This is a genomic window from Sinorhizobium medicae (genome assembly GCF_007827695.1).
GTDB lineage: Bacteria > Pseudomonadota > Alphaproteobacteria > Rhizobiales > Rhizobiaceae > Sinorhizobium > Sinorhizobium medicae.
The window spans coordinates 17897-41617 of record NZ_VITA01000024.1 but is presented as its reverse complement, the minus strand read 5'-3'; the positions used below and the strand labels follow the sequence as shown (position 1 = coordinate 41617).

At 59.4% G+C, this 23721-nt stretch carries 24 protein-coding genes and 3 pseudogenes; 20 read left to right on the top strand and 7 right to left on the bottom strand.

What is annotated here, in order from left to right:
- Positions 1-6: 6 nt before the first annotated feature.
- From FB009_RS28265 to FB009_RS28255, 3 genes are read left to right on the top strand one after another with little or no spacing between them, the layout of a single operon-like run.
- Positions 7-1878, top strand: coding sequence for a phage tail tape measure protein (locus tag FB009_RS28265; RefSeq protein WP_145162514.1), 1872 nt, complete (start codon positions 7-9; stop codon positions 1876-1878).
- Positions 1878-2528 (top strand): hypothetical protein, encoded by a 651-nt coding sequence (locus FB009_RS28260; protein ID WP_145162511.1) that lies wholly within the window; start codon positions 1878-1880, stop codon positions 2526-2528. Before FB009_RS28265 ends, FB009_RS28260 begins: the two co-directional genes overlap by 1 nt.
- The gene (locus tag FB009_RS28255; RefSeq protein ID WP_145162508.1) at positions 2525-3115 is read left to right on the top strand and encodes a DUF2163 domain-containing protein; all 591 of its coding nucleotides are present in this window, start codon (positions 2525-2527) and stop codon (positions 3113-3115) included. Before FB009_RS28260 ends, FB009_RS28255 begins: the two co-directional genes overlap by 4 nt.
- Positions 3116-3375: 260 nt before the next feature.
- Here the strand turns inward: FB009_RS28255 and FB009_RS28250 are convergent, their stop codons facing one another.
- Positions 3376-4497: an omptin family outer membrane protease gene (locus FB009_RS28250; RefSeq protein WP_127574342.1), complete on the bottom strand. Its 1122-nt coding sequence runs from the start codon at positions 4495-4497 to the stop codon at positions 3376-3378.
- 308 nt (positions 4498-4805) lie between these two features.
- Here FB009_RS28250 and FB009_RS28245 point away from each other — a divergent pair, with 308 nt between their 5' ends.
- The 11 genes from FB009_RS28245 to FB009_RS28195 all read left to right on the top strand — a co-directional run bounded on the left by FB009_RS28245 (position 4806) and on the right by FB009_RS28195 (position 13180).
- Positions 4806-5210, top strand: coding sequence for a DUF6950 family protein (locus tag FB009_RS28245; RefSeq protein ID WP_145162505.1), 405 nt, complete (start codon positions 4806-4808; stop codon positions 5208-5210).
- Positions 5211-5216: 6 nt separating this feature from the next.
- Complete coding sequence (locus FB009_RS28240) at positions 5217-7874, top strand: phage tail tip fiber protein (RefSeq protein ID WP_145162502.1); 2658 nt, start codon at positions 5217-5219, stop codon at positions 7872-7874.
- A gap of 15 nt (positions 7875-7889) precedes the next feature.
- The gene (locus FB009_RS28235; protein WP_127578661.1) at positions 7890-8114 is read left to right on the top strand and encodes a hypothetical protein; all 225 of its coding nucleotides are present in this window, start codon (positions 7890-7892) and stop codon (positions 8112-8114) included.
- Entirely contained in the window at positions 8114-9628 is a 1515-nt protein-coding gene (locus FB009_RS28230) for a hypothetical protein (protein WP_145162499.1), read from the top strand. Before FB009_RS28235 ends, FB009_RS28230 begins: the two co-directional genes overlap by 1 nt.
- Positions 9629-9639: 11 nt before the next feature.
- Positions 9640-10740: a pyocin knob domain-containing protein gene (locus FB009_RS28225; protein WP_145162496.1), complete on the top strand. Its 1101-nt coding sequence runs from the start codon at positions 9640-9642 to the stop codon at positions 10738-10740.
- The gene (locus FB009_RS28220) at positions 10740-11087 is read left to right on the top strand and encodes a hypothetical protein (RefSeq protein WP_145162493.1); all 348 of its coding nucleotides are present in this window, start codon (positions 10740-10742) and stop codon (positions 11085-11087) included. Before FB009_RS28225 ends, FB009_RS28220 begins: the two co-directional genes overlap by 1 nt.
- Positions 11074-11412, top strand: coding sequence for a hypothetical protein (locus tag FB009_RS28215; protein WP_101795444.1), 339 nt, complete (start codon positions 11074-11076; stop codon positions 11410-11412). The genes FB009_RS28220 and FB009_RS28215 overlap by 14 nt, the downstream gene beginning before the upstream one ends.
- A gap of 261 nt (positions 11413-11673) precedes the next feature.
- Positions 11674-12489: a lysozyme family protein gene (locus tag FB009_RS28210; RefSeq protein ID WP_145162490.1), complete on the top strand. Its 816-nt coding sequence runs from the start codon at positions 11674-11676 to the stop codon at positions 12487-12489.
- A complete protein-coding gene (locus FB009_RS28205) occupies positions 12489-12644 on the top strand; it encodes a hypothetical protein (RefSeq protein ID WP_234888303.1) in 156 nt (51 codons plus the stop codon). The genes FB009_RS28210 and FB009_RS28205 overlap by 1 nt, the downstream gene beginning before the upstream one ends.
- Positions 12641-12853 (top strand): lipoprotein, encoded by a 213-nt coding sequence (locus tag FB009_RS28200; protein WP_145162487.1) that lies wholly within the window; start codon positions 12641-12643, stop codon positions 12851-12853. The genes FB009_RS28205 and FB009_RS28200 overlap by 4 nt, the downstream gene beginning before the upstream one ends.
- Positions 12854-13180 carry a phage holin family protein gene (locus tag FB009_RS28195; protein ID WP_145162484.1) on the top strand — a complete coding sequence of 109 codons (327 nt, stop codon included), beginning with the start codon at positions 12854-12856 and terminating at the stop codon, positions 13178-13180.
- 279 nt (positions 13181-13459) lie between these two features.
- Here FB009_RS28195 and FB009_RS28190 read toward each other — a convergent pair whose 3' ends face one another.
- From FB009_RS28190 to FB009_RS33415, 4 genes and pseudogenes are all read right to left on the bottom strand, one after another.
- Positions 13460-14176, bottom strand: coding sequence for an NPP1 family protein (locus tag FB009_RS28190; RefSeq protein WP_145162601.1), 717 nt, complete (start codon positions 14174-14176; stop codon positions 13460-13462).
- A gap of 338 nt (positions 14177-14514) precedes the next feature.
- On the bottom strand, positions 14515-14928 hold the full coding sequence (locus tag FB009_RS28185; protein ID WP_145162482.1) for a hypothetical protein: 414 nt from the start codon (positions 14926-14928) through the stop codon (positions 14515-14517).
- 237 nt (positions 14929-15165) lie between these two features.
- A complete protein-coding gene (locus FB009_RS33420) occupies positions 15166-15504 on the bottom strand; it encodes a thioredoxin family protein (protein WP_234888306.1) in 339 nt (112 codons plus the stop codon).
- Between the two features lie 12 nt (positions 15505-15516).
- Positions 15517-15870 (bottom strand): annotated as a pseudogene (locus FB009_RS33415) (thioredoxin family protein); the annotation flags it as partial.
- Between the two features lie 1008 nt (positions 15871-16878).
- On the opposite strand from FB009_RS33415, the gene FB009_RS28175 reads away from it, so the two are divergent.
- The 3 genes and pseudogenes from FB009_RS28175 to FB009_RS28165 all read left to right on the top strand — a co-directional run.
- Positions 16879-17541 (top strand): hypothetical protein, encoded by a 663-nt coding sequence (locus tag FB009_RS28175; protein WP_018009369.1) that lies wholly within the window; start codon positions 16879-16881, stop codon positions 17539-17541.
- A 2-nt stretch (positions 17542-17543) separates the two neighbouring features.
- A complete protein-coding gene (locus tag FB009_RS28170) occupies positions 17544-18554 on the top strand; it encodes a S8/S53 family peptidase (protein WP_234888302.1) in 1011 nt (336 codons plus the stop codon).
- A 160-nt stretch (positions 18555-18714) separates the two neighbouring features.
- Positions 18715-18905: pseudogene (locus FB009_RS28165) on the top strand (ATP-binding protein); the annotation flags it as partial.
- Between the two features lie 122 nt (positions 18906-19027).
- On the opposite strand, the gene FB009_RS33985 reads toward FB009_RS28165, so the two are convergent.
- Entirely contained in the window at positions 19028-19177 is a 150-nt protein-coding gene (locus tag FB009_RS33985) for a hypothetical protein (protein WP_408021743.1), read from the bottom strand.
- Between the two features lie 501 nt (positions 19178-19678).
- On the opposite strand from FB009_RS33985, the gene FB009_RS28150 reads away from it, so the two are divergent.
- The gene (locus tag FB009_RS28150) at positions 19679-20911 is read left to right on the top strand and encodes a hypothetical protein (RefSeq protein WP_145162472.1); all 1233 of its coding nucleotides are present in this window, start codon (positions 19679-19681) and stop codon (positions 20909-20911) included.
- A 103-nt stretch (positions 20912-21014) separates the two neighbouring features.
- A pseudogene (locus FB009_RS28145) lies at positions 21015-21146 on the top strand (type II toxin-antitoxin system HicB family antitoxin); the annotation flags it as partial.
- A gap of 187 nt (positions 21147-21333) precedes the next feature.
- Here FB009_RS28145 and FB009_RS28140 read toward each other — a convergent pair.
- Entirely contained in the window at positions 21334-22419 is a 1086-nt protein-coding gene (locus tag FB009_RS28140; RefSeq protein WP_127661184.1) for a site-specific integrase, read from the bottom strand.
- Between the two features lie 170 nt (positions 22420-22589).
- On the opposite strand from FB009_RS28140, the gene dusA reads away from it, so the two are divergent.
- Complete coding sequence (gene dusA, locus FB009_RS28135) at positions 22590-23669, top strand: tRNA dihydrouridine(20/20a) synthase DusA (RefSeq protein WP_101799313.1); 1080 nt, start codon at positions 22590-22592, stop codon at positions 23667-23669.
- Positions 23670-23721 lie beyond the last annotated feature (52 nt).

The window sequence follows — 23721 nt, the reverse complement described above, 5'->3', positions numbered from 1 at the left end:
TCACCAATGAGCCGTCCCGACATTCCCGTCACGATCTCCGGTGATCCGAAGGGCTTCGAGTCCGCGCTTGCCCGGGTGCGGGCACTCTCGAAGTCGACGGCAACTGACGTCGTTGCATCCTTCGGCCGGATCAAGAACCTCGTGGCCGGCGGCGCCGGTCTCGTGACCGGGCTTGTCTCCGCCGCCAGCGTCACCGCATTGCGCGACGCAGCGAGCGCGATTGCCTCGATCGGCGACGAGGCGCGTCGGGCCGGCCTCGACGTCAAGAGCTTCCAGGAGCTCAAATATGTCGCCGAGCAGAACCGTGTCGGCGTCGACGCGCTGACCGACGGCATCAAGGAATTGAACCTTCGGGCCGACGAATTCATCGTCACCGGCGGCGGCTCGGCAGCAGAGGCCTTCCAGCGCCTCGGCTACTCGGCCGAGGACCTGAAGCAGAAGCTCGAAGATCCGGCTGATCTCTTCACCGAGATCATCGGCCGCCTGGGCGAGCTCGACAAGGCGGCACAGATCCGCATCATGGACGAGATCTTCGGCGGCGCGGGCGGCGAACAGTTCGTGCAGCTGATCGAGGCGGGTGAAGCGGGCATCCGCGACACCATCAGGGCCGCGAACGACCTGGGCACCGTTCTTGACGAGCAGATGATCCAGAAGGCTGCAGACGTCGACCGCAAGTTCAACATGCTTGCGACGACGGTCGGTACGAAGCTGAAATCCGCCATCGTCTCTGCTGCCGACAGTCTGGCGGAATTTATCGACGGTTTTCGCGATTTCCAAAACCAAATGAACAGCACGCTTCAGGGCAGGCAAGCCGAAATCGGCGAGCGTCGGCTCGAGATCGAGAATGAAATCCTCAAGAAGAAGGAGGCGCAGGCTCGACAGGACGAGAAGCTCTCCGATGTCGCCAGGAAGCTTGGTTTTGAAAACAGCAAGAACGCCAACCTTGCCGGCTACACCGGGCAGATAGAAGCCCTGAAGGAAGAGAGCCGGAAACTCGCCGAAGAAGAGGCGAAGATCGTTAATATCCTGAGCGATCGCCTCAAGCCGATGAATCGCCCAGCCGAGAGGACCTGGACGCCGATCCCCACGGAAGAAAAAGGCGGCGGCCGGTCCAAGAAAGTCTCGGAATCCGAGAAAGAAAAGAAGGCGATCGACGACGTCATCGCGTCGCTACGCGAGGAACTGGCGATCATCGGCCTTACTGACATTGAGCGTGAGCGGACGATTGCGCTGCGCGAGGCGGGTGTCGAGGCGACCTCGAAGGAAGGCCAGCAGATATCGGCGCTCATCGACGAAAAGTACCGCCAGCTCGCAGCCGAGGAGGCTCTGGCCGAGCAGTATGAGCGCAGTGAGGAAGCGGCCGAGCGAATGGGGCAGGTTCTCGACGATCAGCTAATGCGCATCGTCGACGGGAGTTTCGATGCGAAGGAGGCGATCGCGGCGCTGCTGTCCGAGATCATCAATGTCCAGACGAACGGGAAGGGGCTCGTCGGCTCGCTGTTCAGCTCCATTTTCGGCGGCGGTAGCGGTCTTGGCTCCAACTTCGTGCCGACCACCACGCTCGGCGATTTCCTTGGCTATGGCGGTGCGCGCGCTGGCGGCGGTGATGTTTCTCCCGGGCGCATCTACCGGGTGAACGAATATGAGGACGAGTTCTTTGCTCCGACCAGCCACGGCCGGATCATCGCGCCGAGCAAGATGCCGGGCGCATCGGCAGAGGGCGAGGGCGGCGGCGGCCGGACCGTCGTTGAGATCGTACTGAGCAAGGATTTGTTAGCCAGCATCCTCGAGCAGACCGGTGACCAGACCGTGCGCATCGTGCGCAGCAACGAGGAAGCCCGGACGAACTATCGCCAGAACGGCGGGGAAAATCTCTGATGGCGTTTCTCATTTCGCTCCCGAGCGTGGTTTACGGCCAGGTCGCGTTTGATCCGGTTCGCATCCGCGATACCAACCGCATGGAGGGCCGCCGCACCGAGACGGCCTATTCCGGGACGCCATATTGGGCCGCGTCCTATTCCGCATCGAAGCTGACCACGGCCGAGGCGGCGCTGTTCGACGCCTTCAACATGGACGCGAACGATGGCGGTTATATTGCCGGCTACGATCCGCACCGGCCTCGGCCGATTGCCTATCAGGGCAGCAACCCGCTTTCCGGCGTAAAGGCCGGTGGCGGGGCATTCAATGGCGACGCGGTGCTGCAGTCGATCACCGACCGCAACGCGATCGTCGTCTCGGGCCTGCCGGCCGGCTTTAAGCTCGGCCCCGGTGACTATGTCGAGGTGCGGAAATCCACCTTCATGCGATCGCTGCACCGGATCACTCTTGCCGCGACAGCAAGCGCAGCGGGCGTCGTGACCCTGAAGATCCGCTTCGGTCTCGACCTGCAGGTGTTCACCCTGCCGTGCACCGTCCATTTCGAGAAGCCATCCTGCATCATGGAAATGGATGCGGGGAGCTTCAGCCTGCCGAAGACCTGGCCGAACTATAATGTCCAGTTTACCGCAACGGAGTTGTTCCTCTCATGAGCGTGCTATCTCCCGAGGTCGAGGATCTGATTGAGAGCGGCGAATTCGCGCTGCTGGACCTGATCCGCTTCGATCTGCCCGGCAAAACGGTCGGCTATCACCGCGGCGGTCGCAAGTTCACCTATAACGGCTTGCTGTATCTGCCGAACCGGTATCTGCAGCCCGGCGACCTGGTGAGCGCCGTCGGCGTGGCCGTTACCACGCGGACCATCGTCTTCTCTAGTATTCCGGTGACCGATCCCGAGGACGCGGTCGCGAGGATCGAGGAGTTCAACTACCAGAACACGCCGGCCATCATCACTTCGCTCGCCGGCGAGCCGGGCAGCAGCAACGTCGTCGGGGTACTGGTCTCGACCATCTACGAGATCGACCAGGTGCGCTACAACGAGGGTGCAGTCTCAGGCTCCGAACGAACGCTGACGATGATGATCGACCTGCAACCGCCGGGACGATCGGCGCGCGGCTCGACCGGCGTCAAGCGCTCGCAGGCCGAGCAGCAGTTCGACAATGACCCGACCGACACGGGCCTCGAGTTCGTGGCGACGAATGCGACCATCCCCGAGGAATGGGGACAGGTGTCGCGCTGATCTCGATCTAGATAAGCTGCCTCCGCAGGCCGGAGAGGTCGATTGCGCTTCGGCGCGCTTCTCCGAGATCGGATACGCCATAGTGTCCACTTAAGCGTGGCGGACACTATGCACACCAGCATAGTGTCCGCCACGATTACGCCAAACGAAGGGTTTCGATCGGCCCGATCGTATTTTCCAGAGCTGTTATGTCCGGGATTGTCAGACTGGCAAGAGCGCGGCGATGGTCTTCTGATAAAGATAGCGGCAACGCGGGCACGTCAAAACGTGCCCTTTAGCCCGAAGGAGACTGACATTGCCTCGAACGTGGCCCCGGCATAATCCTTGCGGAATTCAATTTCGCCTGTCGCGAAGTTGTGACGTTCCTTGTCCCCGCGGCTGTGAAACACCCGCTCGAACGAACCGGACAGATAAAGCGAAGCACCTGGCGTCACCGCATAGCTGACGGCGACATTGGCGCCGATTGTCGGTGCCGGAGACATGTCATCCGAAAAACGCAGGTTGCGCAGCCAATGGTCGTCGATGCTCTTGATGCCGAAGCTCAGACCGGTCTGAAGGCCGCCGCTGATGGTAAGATCGCCGAGGACGTGTTCGCCGCTCAGGCTGAGGAAGCCCACCGGAATTTTTTGCCGGTAGCTTACGCCTCTTTCCCAGTCTAGCAATTCCCAACGTTTATCGCGGAACGTTTTCTTCGTAGAGATGCCTGACCCGCCATAGGCGGTCCATTTGACGTCGGTATAGCGCATACCAGCGCCGACCGCGATACTGCTGGTGTCGTTGCCGTAGATGATCCGGTCCAACTCGATCGCTGCGGCGACATAGTGATCGAGTTCGGTAAGCGGGTGGATTGAGCGGTCGCTCCAGTCTTCGCGCTCGATGATCGTCCAGTCGTAGTCAACCAGGTGACCATTGCCGCCGGTGCCGACTTTGACGCTGCCCTTCAAGCTCCAGTCGTTGTCGATCTGCCCGTCGACGCCAACCGTGAAAAGAGTGACTCCTTTACTCTCCCAGTTCAACTGGCTGATCTTGTGGTCGCCGACATAGAAAAATTCCTGCGCCTTTATGTTGGCGAGGCCGATATCGCCGAAAACGACGACGTTGCCATCGTCGGAGGAAAACAGAGCGTTGTCTGCGGCGGCGAATGATGGGGCACCGTACAGAAAACAGGAGATCGCTACGGATCTGATGGAGACGCGCTTCATAGCTGACCGCGTCTTTCGTACAGCGCCTCCGTCTTGAGCCTGAGCTTCTTCGCCTCGGATCCCCTTCGTGTCAGACTTGCCCACTTGGCAAGCCGCTGGTGTTGAGGGACCGGTGTCGTCCTGCCGTTGCGAGGCTGGCAGCTTCAACGCCTTTAGGGAATGGAAGTATTCGCAGACCATTTCGTTGTCCTTTGCTAGGAGAGTGATCGATTCGCGGAGACCGTGGAGAGCGCGGCCATTAGGCCTGCCAATGGATAATTGATAGCTGCGCCGCGCGTGCACGCGATCCAGAGTTCCTTGCCATGGCGCTGAATGCGCTCGGCGCGTTATCTCCTTTTCATAGAAGCGCCACCTACAGAATTCAAAACCCGAATCCTTCCATGAATTTGAACCTAGTCTAAATCATAGAGTATAGAACGGCTACGGAACGCTTAGGGGACAAAGCGGGTCCGCCTCCGCCCTCCATACCGCTACCTCAGAGACATTCCATGAACCGCTTCCGCATCGTCGAAGCGACGCTCGCGCGTGAGCTTGCGAAACCCTATGCCTATGGATCGGCCGATTGCTTCATGCTGGGCTGCGCCTTTGTCGATGCGCTGACCAGTTCGTCGATCGCCGACACGTACCGTGGCGCCTACCGCACGCTTGCCGGTGCGCAGCGGGCGCTGCGCCGGCGCGGGCACACGTCGCTGGTGAGCTTCTTCGCGGCCGAGCTCGGCCAGCAGCCGAAGGGCGGGGCGGAAGCGCGCCTCGGCGATCTCGTCATCCTGCGCCTCTCAGACGGCGCCGAGCATGTCGGCGTCTGCCTCGGCGCCCGTTTCGTCACCAAGACCGAGCGCGGCCGCAGCGATAAAGGCCTCGCCGACGTCGTCGCAGCCTTTCATCTCGGATAATCCATCATGGCAATCTTTACAGGTATCGCCACGGCGATCGCCGGCGCGCTGTTCGGCGGCTCTGCGCTTGCCACCAGCCTGATCGGCGGCGCGCTCGCCTTCGGCGCCAAGTTTGCCGTGGGCAAGCTCACCCAGCAGAAACAGGGCAAGCAGAAGCACACGGCCGTCCAGGGCGAAATCCAGTTTGGCGGCGACGTGCCGGTCGGAACCCTCTACGGCGTTGGCAAGACCAAGGGACAGCGCGCCTTCTATGCCAAGTGGGACAAGGGCAACAAGCGCAATGCAGAGGTCTTCATCCTCGCCAACGGCTGGTGTGACGGGCTGGAGCCGTACGTCTACATGTACGGCGAGAAATACAATCTCGTGGCGCAGGCGACGATCGGCAACGAGGTCGCGCGCTACGGCGTGCAGGGCTTCATCGACGGCGACGGCAACAGCGCGATCTCGATCCGCTTCTACGACGGCCGGCCGGGGCAGGGCGTCGACCAGCGTCTCGTCGATGTCACGGCCAACCTCGGCAACAAGTGGAAGGCGACGAGCAAGCTCTCGGGCATGTGCTATGTCGTCGTCGAGCGCTACTACCATCTCGAGTTCTTCCGTGACGCCGGCAAGGGCAAGCCGGACATCGATTTCGTGCTGCGCGGCTTGCGCGAATACGACCCGCGCAAGGACTCCACGGTCGCCGGCGGTTCCGGACCGCAGCGCCTCAACACGCCCTCAACCTGGGTGCACACGAAGAACCCGGCCGTTCACCGGCTGAACTACCAGCTGGGCCTTCGTGCACTTGTCTCCGGCCGCACGCTGATCGGCGAGGGCAAGAGCCTCGGCCAGATCGATCTTGCCACCTATTTCGTGGCGATGAACGTCTGCGACACGCTGCGGGCGAACGGCAAGAAGACCTATGAGTGCTCGCTTTTCGTCAGCGGTGACGACGATCATACAGAGGTGCTGAAGCAGTTCGATGACGCGATGGCCGGCTATGGCCTCAATCGCCGCGGCCTTTCTGGCGTCATTCCCGGTGCACCGCAGATCCCGGTCAAGGATCTGACTGCAGCCGACATCCCGATTGACCGCGCCAAGGACGTTCAGTTCCGGCCGTCGGCCTTCGAGCGCTTCAATCACCTTTCCGGCCAGTTCACCTCGATCGAATCGATGTGGAACCCGGAGAGCCTGAAGCCGGTCTATGTGAATGCGGACATCGCCGCCGACGGCCGCAACCGGCAGACGAGCATCGATTTCCTGCAGGTGACCGATCCGGACATTGCGCAGTATCTGCTCAACATCCGCTACCGGCAGAACCGCATGGGCGGCAAGGCGACGGTTCCCGTCAGCCGTCGCTTTGGTCTGGCGGTGCAGGAAGGCGAGTGGATCACCTGGCGTGGCAAGACCTGGCTGATCAGTGAATGGCGGGCGGACGAGCGGCTGCGCATCACCCTGGTGCTCTCCGAGACCAGTGCGGCGATCTATGACGACGACGGCATCGAGTCCGGCCCGATTGTGGTGCCGCCGACGCCGCCGATCAATCCGTCGCTGCTCTCGACCGTGCAGAACTTCAATGTTGTCGTCGGCATGATCAACGGCGCGCAGGGCTATGACACGCCGGCGCTGCTGTTCACCTGGACCCCGCCGGATGATCCGACAATCACCGCCGTCCGCTTCGTCTATCAGATCGAGGGCACGACAGAGATCTTCGAGGATCAGTGCACCTCACCCGAGGACGGCAGCTTCCGCACCACGAAGAACGTCGTCTCCGGTAAGGTCTACAATGCCCGGGCGACGATCACGACTGTGCCCGACCGGCTGCGCACCTTCACGCCCTGGATGACGACGGCGCAGCCGACCGGCTTGCAGACGCTGCTGACCGGCTTGCAACAGCTGCAGGACGATGCGCTGAACCGCTTCAAGGAACTGCAGCAGGAGATGGACGAATTCTTCCGGCCGCGCCTGGTCGAGCTGCTGGATGCTTTCTCACTTGAGGGTGCTGTCGGACAGATCGAGCGCCAGCAGATCGTTGCCACCATAGGTGACGCGCTGGCGCAGATCACCGAAGAGCGGCGAGTGCGCGTCTCCGAGAACGAGGCGATGGCGCAGTTGCTCACGTACCTGCAGGCTAGCCTCGGCACTACAAATGCGCGGCTGATCACCGAGGAGACCGTGCGCGCAACGACGGACAGCGCCCTCGCAAGCTCGATCACGACACTCGACGCCGACGTCGATGGCAACCTCGCCCGCTTGATCGCCGAGGAGACCGCTCGCGCAGACGGCGACGGGGCGCTTGCGAGCAGCATCAGCGGCGTGAGCGCTGATTTCAACGGCCGGTTCGCACAAGGACTGGTGAAGTTCGAGGCGGTCGCGGCGCCGACCGGCGTTGACGCCCGTTTCTCCGTGCTGCTGCGGGCCGGGACCAACCAGAGCTTCAAGGTGTCGGGCTTTTATGTCGAGCTTTACACCGAAGGCGGTGTGCAGAAGTCGCGCATGGCCGTGCAGGCAGATCAGTTCCTCGTCACGTCAGGCAACAGCCGCCATTACCCGCTCGTCTTCGAAAACGGCGAGCTGAAGCTGGCCGTTGCCAACATCGGCACGGTCAATGCCGGTCTTCTTCAGTCGCTGAACGGCAAAATGAAAATCGACCTCAACAACGGCACGATCGAGATCTTTAGCTAAAAAGAGGGTTCAATCATGAAACGCAGGTCTTTCCTACTGGCGCTCATCAGTGCGCCTTTTGTTCCAGCGGCCACCAGTGCGGTCGTGCCGGCGTCCGAACGGAGCCCGCTAGTCTTCAAGGATGGCGTTGTGAGGCCCGCCACCGCCGACATCGGCACGTCCGACGCCGGCCGGCTGCGAGCCCGTAGCGGCAAAATGAAGATCGATCTCAACAGCGGCACGATCGAGATCTTCAGCTGATGACCAGGACAATGATTGGCGTCGACTCGACCGGCGCCGGCTGCATCAAGATCATGAAGAATGACGCCGACGATCCGCGAACCACGCCGGACAGTCAGCGGTCGAAGTTCCTCTATAACTCGAAATACGCTCTGAACGCGTCGATTGCGCATATCGAGCGGATCAATCAAATTAGCTCTGGGGGAAGTGTCCAATACCATTATTACCCGGCAGGGTCGAACGCGTCCAACTATCAGAAGATGGAAGGATCAGGCGGCGGGGAGTCGACATGGCTGTTCCGTAATTCCGCGTTCCCCAAATGCAAATACAACATGCCCCTGTTTGACGTGAAAGCCACACGGACGAACACCGGGCGTTTCAACCAGCAGCGAATTCAGCGCCGCTATTCAGGGAAATACTATAACGACCAGGGCGGCTATTTCTTTATGGGGAACTGGTATCAGGCCCCGTGGGTGAAAAACTTTAGTGGCAGTGTCAGTCAGTGGGGTGCTTTCCCCCACGGTACTTACGCCAAAATCACCACGTCAACGAATGACGATGCATACAACCGCTTCTTGTCGCGAGACAAGCGGTTGATCGTGTGGAACCTCCCCGGCAACGAAGACCCGTCGCTGGAAGCGCCGCCCTTGGCGCCAAATGGATCTAAGAACGTCATTCTGCGATCCGATAAGATGATAATCGCAAAGCCCGGCTACAACGCGGAGACGGCGAATGAATGGCAAGTTTCTTTTGACAGCCGCCGTGTGCCCGTGAAGGTCATTGCCGCCGCGGATATCGCAATTCCTGCCGGTGAATCCTTCTATGAGACCGGCATCACGCTGCCGGGAAACATCGCCCTTGATGTTCATTTTTACGAGGGATCAACGATCTATTACCCGTTCAATCCGAACATGAGCAACGGCCTGGGTGCGGATTATTGGTTCAGCGGCTCGCGAATTTATTTCAATTCGTCCGATACGATGCGCGCCCGGTTCATGCTCTACCTTGACGCAGGAGACCCGCCGACGAACGGCAGTAACCGGGTGCTAAGGGAATTCACGGAAGGGGGGCAGGACGTTGTGCAGTTCTTGCGCCCCGGTTCCGCCAACCCGCCATCATGGGCGGATATCATCATCGATACGCGCTGGCCTTGCGTGCAAATCATTGCGGAAGGCTATTTCAGTGTTGCGGTAGGAAGCCCGCTCCAAACGGTCATCAACTTTGACGCTTCCGGCATGTTCCCTATGGTCAAATACATGACCAAGCACGGGGCGGGGTCTGAAACGAACGTTGGGAGTTGGACCGAATCGATCAAGCTTCCGACCGTTCGGCAACGCGTCTATTCGACCAACAGCAATTTTGAGTGTGGTGATAGTTCCCATTGCCGGCTCACACAGACAAGCGCCACGTTTGTCACCAATCGCGGGCAGCCCGGCGACTATTACAACGATGCAGACGATCCAGGCACGTGGCGCACGGAAGGCGCCGATCACGTGCTCGGCATCCGCTACTACATTCTCGGCATCCCAGCTTAGGAACTCCTGACATGACGATACCCTATGTAACGGGCACGGTTTCCGTGACCGCCGGCAGTGCCGTTGTCACCGGCTCCGGAACCGCCTGGCAAACGGCACTGATTGCCGGCGGGTTCTTCGGCCTTGACAGCAGCAACGGCAACCCGGTCCCGATCCTCTCGGTCGACAGCAACACGCAGCTGACGCTGGCCAAGCCCTGGCGCGGCACCACGGCGGCCGGGCAGGGCTACTGGATTGTCCGCGACACGGCCTACCTGCAGCAGCAGACCGTCAACGCCCAGGCGCTCTCGACCTATATCCAGCGGCTCGACAATGCGGCGCTGGCTGCGCTAGCCGGGCTCGACCCCGCGGCGGACAAGTTCGCCTACTTCACCGGTGCAAACTCGGGCGCGCTGGCGGACATCAAGGCAAAGGGGCGCGACCTGCTTTCGTCGACGACCGTGCTCGACGCCCTTCTGAAGCTTGGTCCTGTATGGGGCGGCTCCGTTCGATCCCCTGCGAACAGTGATGTCGGATTGGTCGATGGCGACCTCAACACGATCACCGTTGCCGGCGTTTACACACTCTCGGGGAACTGGGCCAACACCTATGCCGGAGCTGCCTCGGTAGCCACGACAGGCACGCTCGTGGTTCTCCAGCGAAGCGCCAACGCCGTGTTTCAATATTTCTACCGAGACAACAACCAGGTCTTCAGAAGGAACACCGTCAACGGCGGCACAAGCTGGACGGACTGGACGATTGTCGAGCTACCCGTTGTCGGGACCGTATCAAACTCCGCGGGCTTTCCTGCTGGCGCCGTCATTGAACGGGGCAGCAATGCCAATGGGGAGTACGTCAAATTTGCCGACGGCACCATGATTTGCACGTCACCGGAACTTCCCGTCGCAATGACCCAGGCTGCTGGCAACGTTTTTTATTCCAATGCCGTGAGTGCGCCGATGCCGGTGCTTTTCACCGGAATTCAGCCGGTAGGGTTCGGTCACGTGACGACGACAATTAACGCCTGGGTGAACCCCAGAACTGCTTTCGGTTCGTGGGTGGGGTCGGCCTACGCCTATGCCTCTCGCACCAGCGACACGATCCGATTTGGTGCCCTTGGAAGGTGGTTTTAATGCAAATCAAGTTCTCTCCCCAACGCCGCGATGACCTCCTGACGGTCACCAGGGCAGGCGACGTTTTCACGATCAACGGTGTGCCATTCGACTTCTCGACCTTGCCGGACGGCGCCACGATCCCCGCCGGCGAGGTTCCTTGTGAATGGCTTGTCGGCCCCGTCGAACGGATCGCCGGCGAGCTTCACCTGACGCTCATCCTGCCGCACGGACCGGGCCCTTCTCAGGCCGTTGCATTTCCTCCGCCACTCATCGACCCGCCCGACGGGGTGATTGCATTGCCGGCCGATCCGCAGCCGTCGATCCCTGATCCTGCTGAAGAGGAGCCCGCCGATGTGGACGGTTGACCTATCGAAGGTTGTCACGGCCGAGCAGAAGGCGGTAGAGGCGCGCGCGGCACTGCAGGCGCAATACTCGGCCGCCATCCAGGCGCATCTCGATACCAAAGCGCGCGAGCGGCAATATGATGGCATCCAGACCGCCATCACCTATCGCGGCGATCCGAACCCGCAGTTCTCGGCCGAAGGCGAGGCGCTTTTCGCCTGGCGATCGGCGGTGTGGACCTATTCCACGGCCGAGCTGGTGAAGGTGCTCGCCGGCGAGCGAGCGCAGCCCAGCGCCGAAGAGTTCATGGCCGAGCTGCCGGCCTTTCAGTGGCCGCCGCAGTTGTAGCGGTTGGGTCTCTCGCCCATTCGGCGACGGCAATCGCTGAACTGAGCAATATGGCTGGCACGGCTAGCGCGGCGAGGAACCTGATCACGCTCTTCCGATGAGCTCGCTTGGGGTCCCACTCGTAAGACATTGTGCTTGCCCTTTATGATCCGACCGACGGCCCCGGCTCAACCATATGGGCACGGTTTCCGTTGCTGGTCGAGTGAATTCCCGCATTCCCGCTAAGACGGGCTTAAATCCCAAACCCAAAGGAAAAATCAGATGGATAGAACCGTGCCCCCCGGCGCGGCGATCCTGCTCGACTTCATCCGTGAAACGGAAGTCGGGCGGAGCGACCGCGCGTCCTATGACGTGATCTACGGCCATAACCAGGCCAAGCTGCCGCAGCCGCTGACGACCATGACCTATGGTGAGATCGTCGATGCGCAGGCGAAGTGGTCCAAGCGGTTCGGCTCCAGCGCGGCCGGCGGCTATCAGTTCATGCGGGCTACGCTGATCGATCTTGCGAAGCAGGTCACGTCGATCAGCGGAAAAGATGTCTTCACGCCCGATCTGCAGGACCGGCTCGCCTACAAGCTGCTCGTGCGGCGCCGCTACCCGGAGTACATCGTTGGTAAGATCAGCCTCGTCCAGTTCGCAGAAAACCTGGCGAAGGAATGGGCCTCCTTTCCGGTGCTGGTTTCGTGCAAGGGGGCGCATCGGGTTTTGAAACGCGGGCAGTCTTATTATGCCGGCGACGGGCTCAACAAGGCGCTGGTGAGGCCGGAGAAGGTCGAGGCGGTGCTGAACGAGGTGCTTGACGTAGCGCGCCGGCCGCACGAACCGGTAGAGGAGCCGGAAGCTCGTCCCGTGCCTTCGCCCGGTCCGAAGCCGAAAGCGAAGCCGGTGCGCAAGTCCGGCCGGTTCTGGACATGGCTGCTGACGGCCGGCGGCACGATCGTGACTGGGCTGAAAGAACTGAACCTCGTCGTGCTCGACTGGCGGGTGCAGATCGCCATCCTCGTCGTCATCGTCGGTTTCGCTGTCTACGCGATCACCTCCATGCCGGCGGTGCGCGGCGCCCTGGGGCTGAAGTGATGGTCGGCTGGCCGAAGATCCTCGGCGGCGTGCTCGTGCTCGCCGCCATCACCTGGGTCATCGTCGAGATCCGCGAGGACGGTGCCCGATCCGCCAAAACGAGATTGAGAGACAGAACAATGATCGGCCAGCCGCGCTCATTCGAAGCGCAATGATTACGGCTCTTGCCTTGCTGCTGGCGGGCTGTGGAACTTCGGGGCCGGGGAGTGCGACGGCCCTTAGAAGCATCGTCGGGACTGACCTGATCGGCGCGCGCGGCGCGACGCCGGCGGATCAGCTGAAGATCGACCGGACCGTCGTCGGCATCTGCGCCGCGGCGGTCTGGACGGAAGGGGAATGCGCTAGACACGGGGAAGGGCGCTGAATGTCGCAGAAATATTCGTCTCTGATCGAGCTGCTCAATGCCTGGTTTGGCGGCGCGGCAACGACCATGATCGGCGCTTTGGTCGGGCGGCTGATGTGGCACACGAATGAAGTCCGGAAAATGCGCCGGAAGTTCTTCGGCAAGGAGCTGCTCTGGGAAATGCCGATCGCCGTCGGCATGGCCTTCATCGGCGAGGCGCTGGCGTCATGGCTGGCGCTGGATCAACCGATGGCGACGGGCCTAATCGCCGCGCTCGCCTATCTCGGCCCGCGAGGATCCGAAGTACTGTTCATCCGGTGGTTTGCGACAAAGGTTGAAAATCGCTAGACGCGTTTGCTGATCGGGCTGATCTCGCTTCGTAGCCGTGCTCCTTTCCGATAGTTGCTAGTGCTGCAAGACCGTGGCCTCAGTTTCACGGCTTGCAGCAGAGTATCGTCCAGGGGGTCAGCACGCGATCAAAAGGTTGGGCGCCTTCCTCGACGTCGCTTATGGTTTACTCGCCATCTCCAAGGTGCCCACGAGCGGTGCCATCGCGCAAAGAGACGCCGGCAAGAAGCCGGCGCCAATCATTATCGAAATTAGGCCTCGCAGAGATTGCAGTTGTAATTAATAGGCCTTGCCCAGTTTGTAGAGAAAGTTGTCATCGTTGAATGGTACGCCCTTGCCGAACTTATACTCGTTAAGCGCATCTCGCGCTGCCGGCGTCATGGCGTCCCAGCTGATTGCAGGCTGCGTCCCGCCAATTGTCCGAGTACCCGACAGTGAAGGGTTGAGTGGAAATGGGTTCCGTTGATAGGCGACCTTCGGATGTGTTCCTCTCATGTAGGGATCTGTGTCCCGGATGTAATGGTCATGGCTCGAGTAGCTAACCGCGATAACGTGTGACTGGCTTTTACAAGCATCGGTCCAGACGACAATATTTTGCCAGCCAGATCGGTGTCCCATGTTGCCGGGCCCATCGACGTTCTGCTCCTTGGGTAAGTACCAAGCGTACATGATGCCGCACCGGTCCCCGAAGAACGTCGCTCTGACGTAGACCTGTCCAATGCTGCGAGCGCAATGGCCGTTCATCGCTCCCGACGGCTCCAGACCACCGCTGACGTTCCCATGAGCATCCACGGCGGGGAAAGGGACACAGCCGTTGAAGACCTTGAGAAAAGGCTGGAAGCTCTTGAGGAATTCGGAGACGTTCTCCTGAAATCCTACCACCTTATCGTGATCAATGACGTCAGCCGCGCGCGCCGGTATCGATAGTCCGCAAACAAAAACGAACATCAACGCGGTTAGCAGCCTTCGCCCATTGAGTGAAGAGACGGGTATCATTTTGTTTCCTTTGCTGCTTTGAACCATTTCGGTCCGCAACATGAATGTCTCAACAGCATGCAAGCCCCGGGGGGCTAAATTTGCAATATCGTGCTTGGTTGCAGGGGTGAGAGCTGAAGGAAGGACATTGCTCGCTGTTGAGCTACTTAGATGGAGATATGACCACACGGTTCAAGGAACAATCTGTGTCGTGGAGCCGATTACGGCCAATGTCGTTAGGCAAATACAAGAAAGTCTGCGTCACCGACGCTGACCCAGGCGACAAGGACGCTACAACGTCGTCGGGTGAACCTCGATGCAGCAAGCTGCATCGAGGGGAGCAGGAAAGAGCGGAATTTTTATTCCGGCGTTTCAAAGATTTCGAGCCGTTGGCCATCGACAGCGGCCACAGTGTAGGTTCGCGTCGACCACGCGGCGCCGCCGCAAGTCGATCCAAAAATGGAATATGTAAAACTGGTGCCAGGATGTAACCCCCCGAGGTCCATATGGGTCCCGTCAGCGGGGGTGAACTGCCGCGTTCCCGTCGGCAAGTAAAAGCGAAAACAACGGGTCACGTTCGTTCGGTTATAAGCCTTTACCATCGAGCAATGTGTACCATTATCATTGCATGGCTGATTTTGCGCAAAGGCAGGTGAGGAGATAGAGGCGGCGCCGAGCGCGACTAAACCTGCGCCCGCACCAGGCTGGGACAGTGAAGCGGCTATCGATGCCAACAGCCCGAACCCCGCCGCGAGCTGGGAAAACTTCTTCATATTAGACACTCCCTTTCCTCATACTGTGACGTAGAGAAGAGTCCCTTTGCAGGGATGTTCGGCAGAAGCCGATGTTAAAAGGCGTGGCAAGCGCCATTTTCAGCGCCCTAACCCCGGACTCTGCAGGATCATTGGTCCTCCATTGAGGTGGACGTTGGTGAGCATTCGGATCAGTTTGAGATGCGCCGGTAGAACGGTTGATCGCTCGGGGTATCGAATGAGCCGAAGACCGGTGACTCAAGCCAGCGCCTCCGAAATCCAGCAGCCGAGTGAGCCTCCATCGTAGATGTCGGCGACTTCACCACCCTTGAACATGGCAAGCACTGGGAAGTCGTCTACGCCATACTGCGTCGCGAAATCTCGGTTTTCCCCGATGTTGAGCTTGACGACCTTGACCTTGCCAGCAAGATCGGTGGCGACTTGTTCGAGGATGGGTTCAATCAGCTCGAACGGCGGGCACCATTTTCCCCAGAAGTGGACGATGACTGCTTCGGCCGACTTCAGAACTTCTTCCGGGAAAGCGGAAACATCGCCATTCACAATAGCCGTGGGGCGCTCGGGAATGGTGGTGTTCATCTTCGGTGTTTGAACCGTCTTGGATATCCAGGAGCGGAGTTTCGTCTCAATATTAGGTGGTGCGACTCCGAGGAAAATGTCGTTGACTTCACCACCCTTGAATATGGCAAACGTTGGGAAGCCGTATACGCCATACTGCTTCGCGAGCTCGGGGTTTTCAGTGTAGCTGACCTTGACCATCTTGACCTTGCCAGCGAGCTCGGTGGCGATTTCTTCGAGGAAAGGTGCAATTATTGCGCAGGGCCCGCACCCTTCGAACGAGAAGATGGCGATGACCGGTTCGGCCGGCTTCAGAACTTCTTCCGAGAAATTGGAAGTATCGACTTTAACAATAGCCGAGGGGTGCTCGTTGCGAGCGGTATCCATCGTGGTTCCTTTGTGTTCGAACCATTTTCGAAATCCAGGAGGGGAAGTGAGCCGCCTCCGACGTAGATGACTTCCCCACCCTTGAACATGGAAAGCGTTGGGATCGATGCGTTCTCCATACTGCCCCGCCAGCTAGGGCTTTCGTCGGTGTTGAGCTCGACTTGACCCCGCCGACAAGCTCGGTCGCCGCTTTGTTTCAGGATGGGTACAATAAGTCAACGTTCACAGCGACGTTCGTATTTCCACCGCTGCCACCGCTGCGTCGAACAGGTCGCCCCGCTGCCGCAGGCACCTTCGGGCGGGGAGGGCACGGCCTGCAGGCGGCCACGGAACGCAAACCCCCGTCTGGCGGCGCACAGCAATAGTCGTCAAAGTTGTGGCGACGACTCACTCGTAACTGGCGAGCGTTTTTGGTGACGTGTGGTCATTTACCCCGAGCGCTCTTCTGACGTGTGCGGACGAATCGACCTTTTCGAGTTCTCGTGAGGCGCTATGCGCCAATTGGCTAGGTGGAGAGCTCGCATTGCCGTCATCAATCTGAGCGGGTAGGAAGCGCCAACTGCCGACGCCCAGCGGCAGACAATGAGTGTCCTGTCTGGGGCCGGGAGCAAAATGTCGGCAACTAATTCATTATACCGCAAAGCAGACGGAAGGCAGCAGCAGATGCCGTGACACATCCGCGATGGAATACAGTCGTTCCTTGCACAGGCTACCTGAACGAGGGTTGCGCCCTGTCAAGAACCACTTCACGTTGCAATACTGGCGTTGTAAGTCGGTCAGGGCGCATCAATGGGAGCGTTTCGTGTCCAAGGAAAGGTGTGTTCACGCTCAGCGTACGACATCCGACATCGTGTCGGCTTTGGCGGGTTTACAACACGGCGTTGTATGACTAAACGACTGAAACAAATGTACAACCCTTTCCTTGGCGCCGTCCTCTAGATTGGCATGAAGGTTGCGGCGGTGCGATGAGAGGGCTGCCGGACAGAGTGAAGAGATGGCTCGGCAAAATTGAAGGACGGGGGCGACTGGTTGCGATTGAACACGTTGTGCGCTGGCGGCCATGCGTCTGCGGCAAGGGCTTGGCCGCTCAAACGATGGGCGTTGCAGATGCCCATTGAGACGACGGTGGGTTTCGTCCTGTTCGTGATGGCATTCTTCGTCAGCGCGATGACTGCGAAAGGACACGAGACCAGCCTTGTCGGCATTTACCAGGGTTCGGAGCTAACCGCCACCGCCGATCATCTGGGACAAGGCGGATACGAGCTGTCGGATGGCACCCTGGTGTCTTTTGACAAGTGGTACCATAGCAATTGGACCGACATGCGATTTGAAATGTTGACGCAGCTGTCGGACGATTTCGGTATCCTGTGGGGCGCGAGCACCGGTCAGCGTGCCGAAAAGGTCCGAATCGAGCCGAGTGTGAAACTCGGCTTTATTTTGCAAAAGCGACCGACAGCATCCACGACGCTTTCTCTCACCGTCAGTTCAATTTTGGGCGGGAACCTGACGGAACGACCTTGCACAGCTGACTATGGTGCCATCAGCGGTGAGCAGAGTGTGAATTGCCGGCTGGCCGCGTCGCAATTGCGGCCCTCGGACACGTTGAAATACATGATAAACCTCGAGCCAAGCCGATTGAAAATCGATCTTCGGTTCACGGGTGAATTCTAGCGATGGTGAAAGGCAAGGCGGTACATTTCGTTGATGAAGAACAATCAGACAGGAGATTTTTTATGCACAAAACGCAATGGTTCCCGGTAGGTTTTGTTGCCGGTCTTGTAGCGTTGGCGGCACCCGGTTTCGCGGGTGATCTTGGTGCCGCTGTCAGCGGCAAAGGAACGACCGGTTCTCCAGCCGCGGAAAGCAGTAGCTCGGGCTGTCCACAAAATGCCGACGGCACATTTTGCTGGATGAGCCCGGATATTGGTCAAGCATGGGCATCAGGTTTTATCGGTTCCGGCGTATCGATAAATGTCTCAGATGACTTCAGGGGACAGCCAATTGATGCAGATCTCGGTCGCGGTACGCAGAGGCAGCGACATGGGGATTGGGTCGCTGAAATTGCCGGCATGGTCGCCCCTGGCGCAAACATATTCAAGTATGATTATCTCGAGGAGTCTTCGATCGTGCTGCAGGACGGCCTGAATGTCATCAATGCGAGCTACGGCATGTGGGAGCCACTGAGCCAGCATCCGCGCGAGCAGGCGATCGTCGGTGCCGCCTGGGCGGGGACTGCCATCGTCACAAAGAGTGCCGACAACCACAGCCGCGAGGTAGGTCAGCCGCACGTAGGGGATTTCGATGAGCTAACCATCGGGCTGATCGGGGCGCCATCGGCAATCTTTGTGGGTGCGCTGGAGCACAATGGCACTCTCGAGAACAAGGCACGGCTGGAACCATACTCGAATTATGCCGGCTCAAACCCTGAGGTGCAGAACCACTTCCTGACCGTGGGTGTCGAGCGTGAACAGATCGGCCAACGCGGCACGTCTTTCGCGGCACCTGTGGTTGCAGGCTATGCCGCCATCCTTGGCAGCAAGTTCACATCCGCAACACCGATACAGATTACTAATCAGCTGCTGGATACAGCCAGGACCGACACGCTCGTCAACTACAACCCGGCGGCTTACGGCCGCGGCGAGGCCAGCCTTTCGAGGGCGCTGGCACCCGTTTCGATCCACTAGACTGCCTCTCTACCCCATGCGTCCGAACGTGGGTGGGTCGCGGCGCCCAGGCGGTGGATTGCCGTCTGTGCCGTCGCGGCTCCGGCCGGGGAACACGTTGCGATAGCTGGCGAACGCTCATCTGAACCCCCTGAACATCGGTCTCTGGTTCAGAGGTCGTTCTAGCTACAAGCTCCTGATCATCGACGAGCTGGGCTTTGTGCCGCTGTCAAAGACCGGCGCGGAATTACTGTCCGACTGATCTCGCAACGCTACGAGCGGGGTGCCACCCTGATCACCAGTAATCTGCCTTTCGACGAATGGACGGAAACTCTGGGATCCTCGGCGCGCTTCACCGGATCCCACTGGGATGGGCAACGAATTTCAACAGCAATGACTTGGGCGCTGGCTAGCACCAGGCCTCGAGGTGGCCTCGAGGTCGGAGGCGAGCGCCCTGAGAGTATTCTCGCCCGTGCCTTCCGCGGCAAGGTGCTTCAGTGTCGCTGCATCATCGTCTGTGAGCAGTGCGGCGAGCTGGTCGCGGCACGCGAATGGAATGATGCGTCGAGTGCGTCGAGTTCTTCGGCACAGCCGGCGATCGATGTCGACGCCACGATCGTCATCGCGGCAGCCCGTCTTGTCATAGAGATCATCGTGCGCCGACGTCATGTCATGTTTCTGCCTCGGAATTCCTTCCGCAGCGCGCAAATCGCCTCGACCGAAGAGACTTTTCCACCCTCGACCAGTTTGCTGCCCGGGTGCGGCGATCTTTTAGGCGGTGCACGGCTCGGCCCCGGAAATGCGGGAAAGGTGTCGCCAATCCCACCGCAATGCCTCCGGCTGCCTTATGCTTGGCCATGTCGGCGGAGGCGAGAAGGCGACAGCTATCCGCAGTTGACATGCCTGTTCCTCCATGCCGGCGTCGAGCGGATGACTGCCGGCGCCTATACGACGTAGTCCGTCGCCTCGTCAAATCAACGACACAGATTGTTCCTTCTGGGTCAATTTCCAGATCTAACTATCTGAAAGAAAGCCATTAGCATCATTTTAGTCGCTCCTGCGGCCTGGCACGACTTTTGCACGATCACCCCCTGGAGACGCATTCATGACAACGGTTTGAAGCACGTAAGGAAGAGGACGATGAAATGAGCGGCGGAAGAATTGCTACGGTTTTTGCCATATGCACGTCGTTATTACTCGGAAATCTGGCTCTGCCGCGGGACCTCTCCTACACTCCGGTGCCATCCGGCTTTGACTTCCCGGCAGATGAGCGCGTCTTGCTGGACGCCGTCAGTAGGGGCGATGAGGAACAATTGCGCACGCATGCGTGGACGGTATTTGCAGGATTGACGCAAAAAACTCGGCAGAACGATCCGAACAGTGAAGCAGTCTGGGAAACCTGGTACACGGGCGATGAGGTTTTCTCTGCAGAAACGGGCGTACAAAAAGGTCTCAGATCTCTGAAGAGAGATCTCGTCGCGCCACGTCAATTCTCCCCGCATGGCGGTGCACATTTGAAAGCGGCAGGAGAGTCCCAACTATCATCCACCCTGTTCAATCAAGAGCTGAAGGATCATACCCGGTCGGAGAAGTTGCACCTTCATAGAACGATGAAAGCCATCAACGACGGCTGGCCAGCGCAAACCCCGGTCGAAAACCGGAAGGTGAAGGATTATCCACGCGGCGCAATGTCGCTCAAATTGGTGTGGATGCCAGTGGCGAAGAACGGCATGACCGCGATCCCTACTTGGGACGAAATGCCAGTGACGGACGTTGCCGGGGCTTTCCCCCCGTCATCCTGGAAACGTCGGGTTGCCGTGGATCCGAGCCGAAGTTCCGTTCCCGAGGGCGAACTAACCGATCTGCCGGGATTTCCCGGATCAAGGGTTGTCCCGCTCACCGCGTTTCATCACTTCAAACTCGACGCTGAACAAGCAGCGAGGTTCGGCCGCGACGAAGGCGACTATGCTGTCTTGGTGGCCATGCACTACACAACCAAGGAGATCCCAAATTGGTTTTGGGCTACGTTTTGGTGGCATGACAGGCCGAACGACGGGCCCTATGCAGCGGACCGGCTCGATGACACCAAGATCAGGGGACCCTGGCGAAATTACCTGATGGATATCGCCTATGACATGGATCTTCCCAAAGAGACAAACGGCACGCCCAACGCCGTCTTCAACCCTTGGCTCGAGGCCCACTTTGAAAACGGCGTCAATTCGAACTGTATGACCTGCCACCAACGTGCCATCTGGACTGAACCGGACGCCACTTTCCTTCCCATCACAAGGGGGGCTGCGCCTGCAAATGATCCCATCTTTCGAAACAGCACAAAGGTAGATTTTCTCTGGTCACTGCCGCTTGAAGGGAACAATTGATTGCGCGGACAACCAAGGTGAGACTCAGCGTCAATCAGGATGAGACTCGGCGGCGGGGGTGTGAACAAGGGAGGGCGTAGCCCGACCGGAGTTACACCCGGCTGTTGTGCGCGTCAACGTCACCTTCGAACGCGGTCTGCTCAGGGCAATCGACGAGGCGGCGAAGGATCGCTCTCTGACCCGCTCGGCCTTTCTGGCCAATGCCGCGCGCCGCGAGATCGAAGGCGCGCACTAACACAATCTATTTCAAATAGATGGCGCGATTTTAATCCCCGACCAGCTACGGCAGACCGCCGCAGTTATTAGAAAACCCGCACGAGACGATACGGGACGCGGAGAGAAAACCCGAGAACAAATAGGGGAACGAGCGTTAGAAAAAAACCGAAACGTTTTCAAAACGTTAATTGGGCTCTCCGGGACCACTACTGTTTCGCTGGGGCGACGATGTCCAACCACTTCCAGCCCTCGTACTTGTCACCGCGCTGCTTGATGTGAGAGTAGCGTTTCAGCGAATTCCAGGAGCGGTGGCCGGAGACGGTGGCGACGTGGGGAATATTCCAGCCAAGCTCAAACAGTCGCGAAACGCCTTCGTGACGCAGATCGTGGAAATGCAGATCCTCGATCCCAAGAAGGCTGCACGCTCTGGTAAAGGACGCGCTGACGCTCCTCGCCTCGTAGGGGAAGATTTCTTTTACCTTGGTGCGTGGCATAGCAGCGATTATGCGAATTGCTTCCGGCGGTAGATCGCACCACACGTCGTTACCGATCTTCTCGCCTGGATTCTTCATGTCCCTGACGAGCACGCGCTTGTTTTCGTCCTCATAGTCGGACCAGGTGATGCGGGAAATCTCCTCCTGACGGCGGGTCGAGAAAATCGCGAAGGCGATCAGCCGGCGCATGGGAATGTGTGCGGCGTAGCGGGTCTCGCGATCGCTGTAATGCTCCATCAGCTTCCCAAGCTCCTCGAGCGTGGGGCGACGGTCGCGCTGCGTTGATTTCGCTATCAGGCCTAGACGCTTCAGCACAACCTGGGCGTCCTCCATCGCCGAATAGTCCAGATCGATCTTCCACGCCGGCCGAGCGATTGCGAAAATGCTGGACAGGTGCGAAATGTAGTTGCCGACCGTCTGGGGCTGTCGCCCGTGAGAGAGCTCCGTGGCGAACTTGACGATGTCGGCGCTCTCAATTTCCTTGCATGCCATGTTGGCGATTTCGAACTCGTCCTTGATCTTGGCGAGCACCTGCGCCTTGGTCCGGCCGATCTTTTTCCTGCTCTCTTTGATATAGCGATCGATGGCGTGGGCGAGGGTGGAATTCTCTTTCAGGCGGTCGATGGCGCCCGGTTCCCTTAGCTCGGTTTCCCTCTTCTTTATCCAAGCGGTTGCCACTGCCTTGCGCTCGAACGTCTGTGATTCCGAATGGACGACCACCTTATCTCGCTTTAAGCGGATCTGCGCTGTATAAGATTTCTTCCCGTTCTTGCTTTTTCGCTCGGTTATCGTGCCCATCTGAGTGCTACACAGCCTTCTCTAAGTGCTACAATGTAGCACTAGCACGAGGGAAATGAGCAAGAAAGCGTAAAAATGAGAGCAAATGTGACGTGAAGATTAGAACGCAAGTTGCTGAAAGAGCGAAGAGAACCGCGTATTTCAATGGTCCCGTTTTTGCCGTGGCGCCTATGATCGATTGGACTGATCGTCATTATCGCTTCTTCGCGCGCGTGCTTTCGCGCCATGCCCTGCTTTATACGGAGATGATCGTCGCGGATGCGGTCCTGCGCGGCGACCGGGCAAAGCTGCTCGGCCACGACGCATCGGAACATCCGGTCGCGCTGCAGCTCGGCGGCAACGACCCGGTGAAGATGGCGGAGGCTGCAAGGATAGGCGAAGCCTACGGCTACGACGAAATCAACATGAATGTAGGCTGCCCTTCAGACCGGGTGCAGTCCGGCACCTTCGGCGCCTGTCTGATGCAGGAGCCCGCATTGGTCGCCGACTGCATCGCGGCGATGAAGGCGGCGGTCGAGATTCCGGTTACGGTCAAATGCCGTATCGGCGTCGACGATCAGGATCCGGAAGTGGCGCTTCGCGATCTCGTCAAGTGCGCCAAGGATGCGGGAACGGATGGCGTTTGGGTGCATGCCCGCAAGGCTTGGCTGCAGGGGCTGAGCCCGAGAGAGAACCGCGAGATTCCTCCGCTTGATTACGGGCTCGTCCACCGGCTGAAGGCGGAAAATGAGAGTCTTTTCATTGGCATCAATGGGGGGCTTCAAGGGTTGGATCAGGCGCTGTCGCATCTCGATCCGCGGTCGTTGCCTGCAGGGGAAGCCATGAAGGCTGCGACCGAGATCAAGAGCGGCGCTCCTCTCGATGGCGTGATGCTCGGCCGGGCGGCCTATCACGACAGTGGCCTTCTGACGGCCGCCGATGGATACTTCCGGCACCCGCTGACGGGTGCCGCGGCCGTGCCGACGGATCCCGACGGGTTCTCCGATCGTGACCACAACCTGTCGCTGGAATTCTGGTCGGGTGTTCGCGACGTCATGGAAGACTATGCGGCTGCGCATATCGAGAACGGCGGTCGGCTGATCCACGTCACCCGCCATATGGTCGGGCTCTTTCAGGGCTGGCCCGGCGCCCGGCGTTATCGCCAGATTCTCTCGACCAGGGCCACTCGCAAGGACGCGGGTCCGGAGGTGATCCATACCGCCTTCGATGCAGTATTCCAAGCATTCACGGCGAGGCAGGCGGCGGAGTAGGGATTTCGGTTCGGGGCGGCCCTCCAATACAAAACGGCGCCTCTTGCGAAGC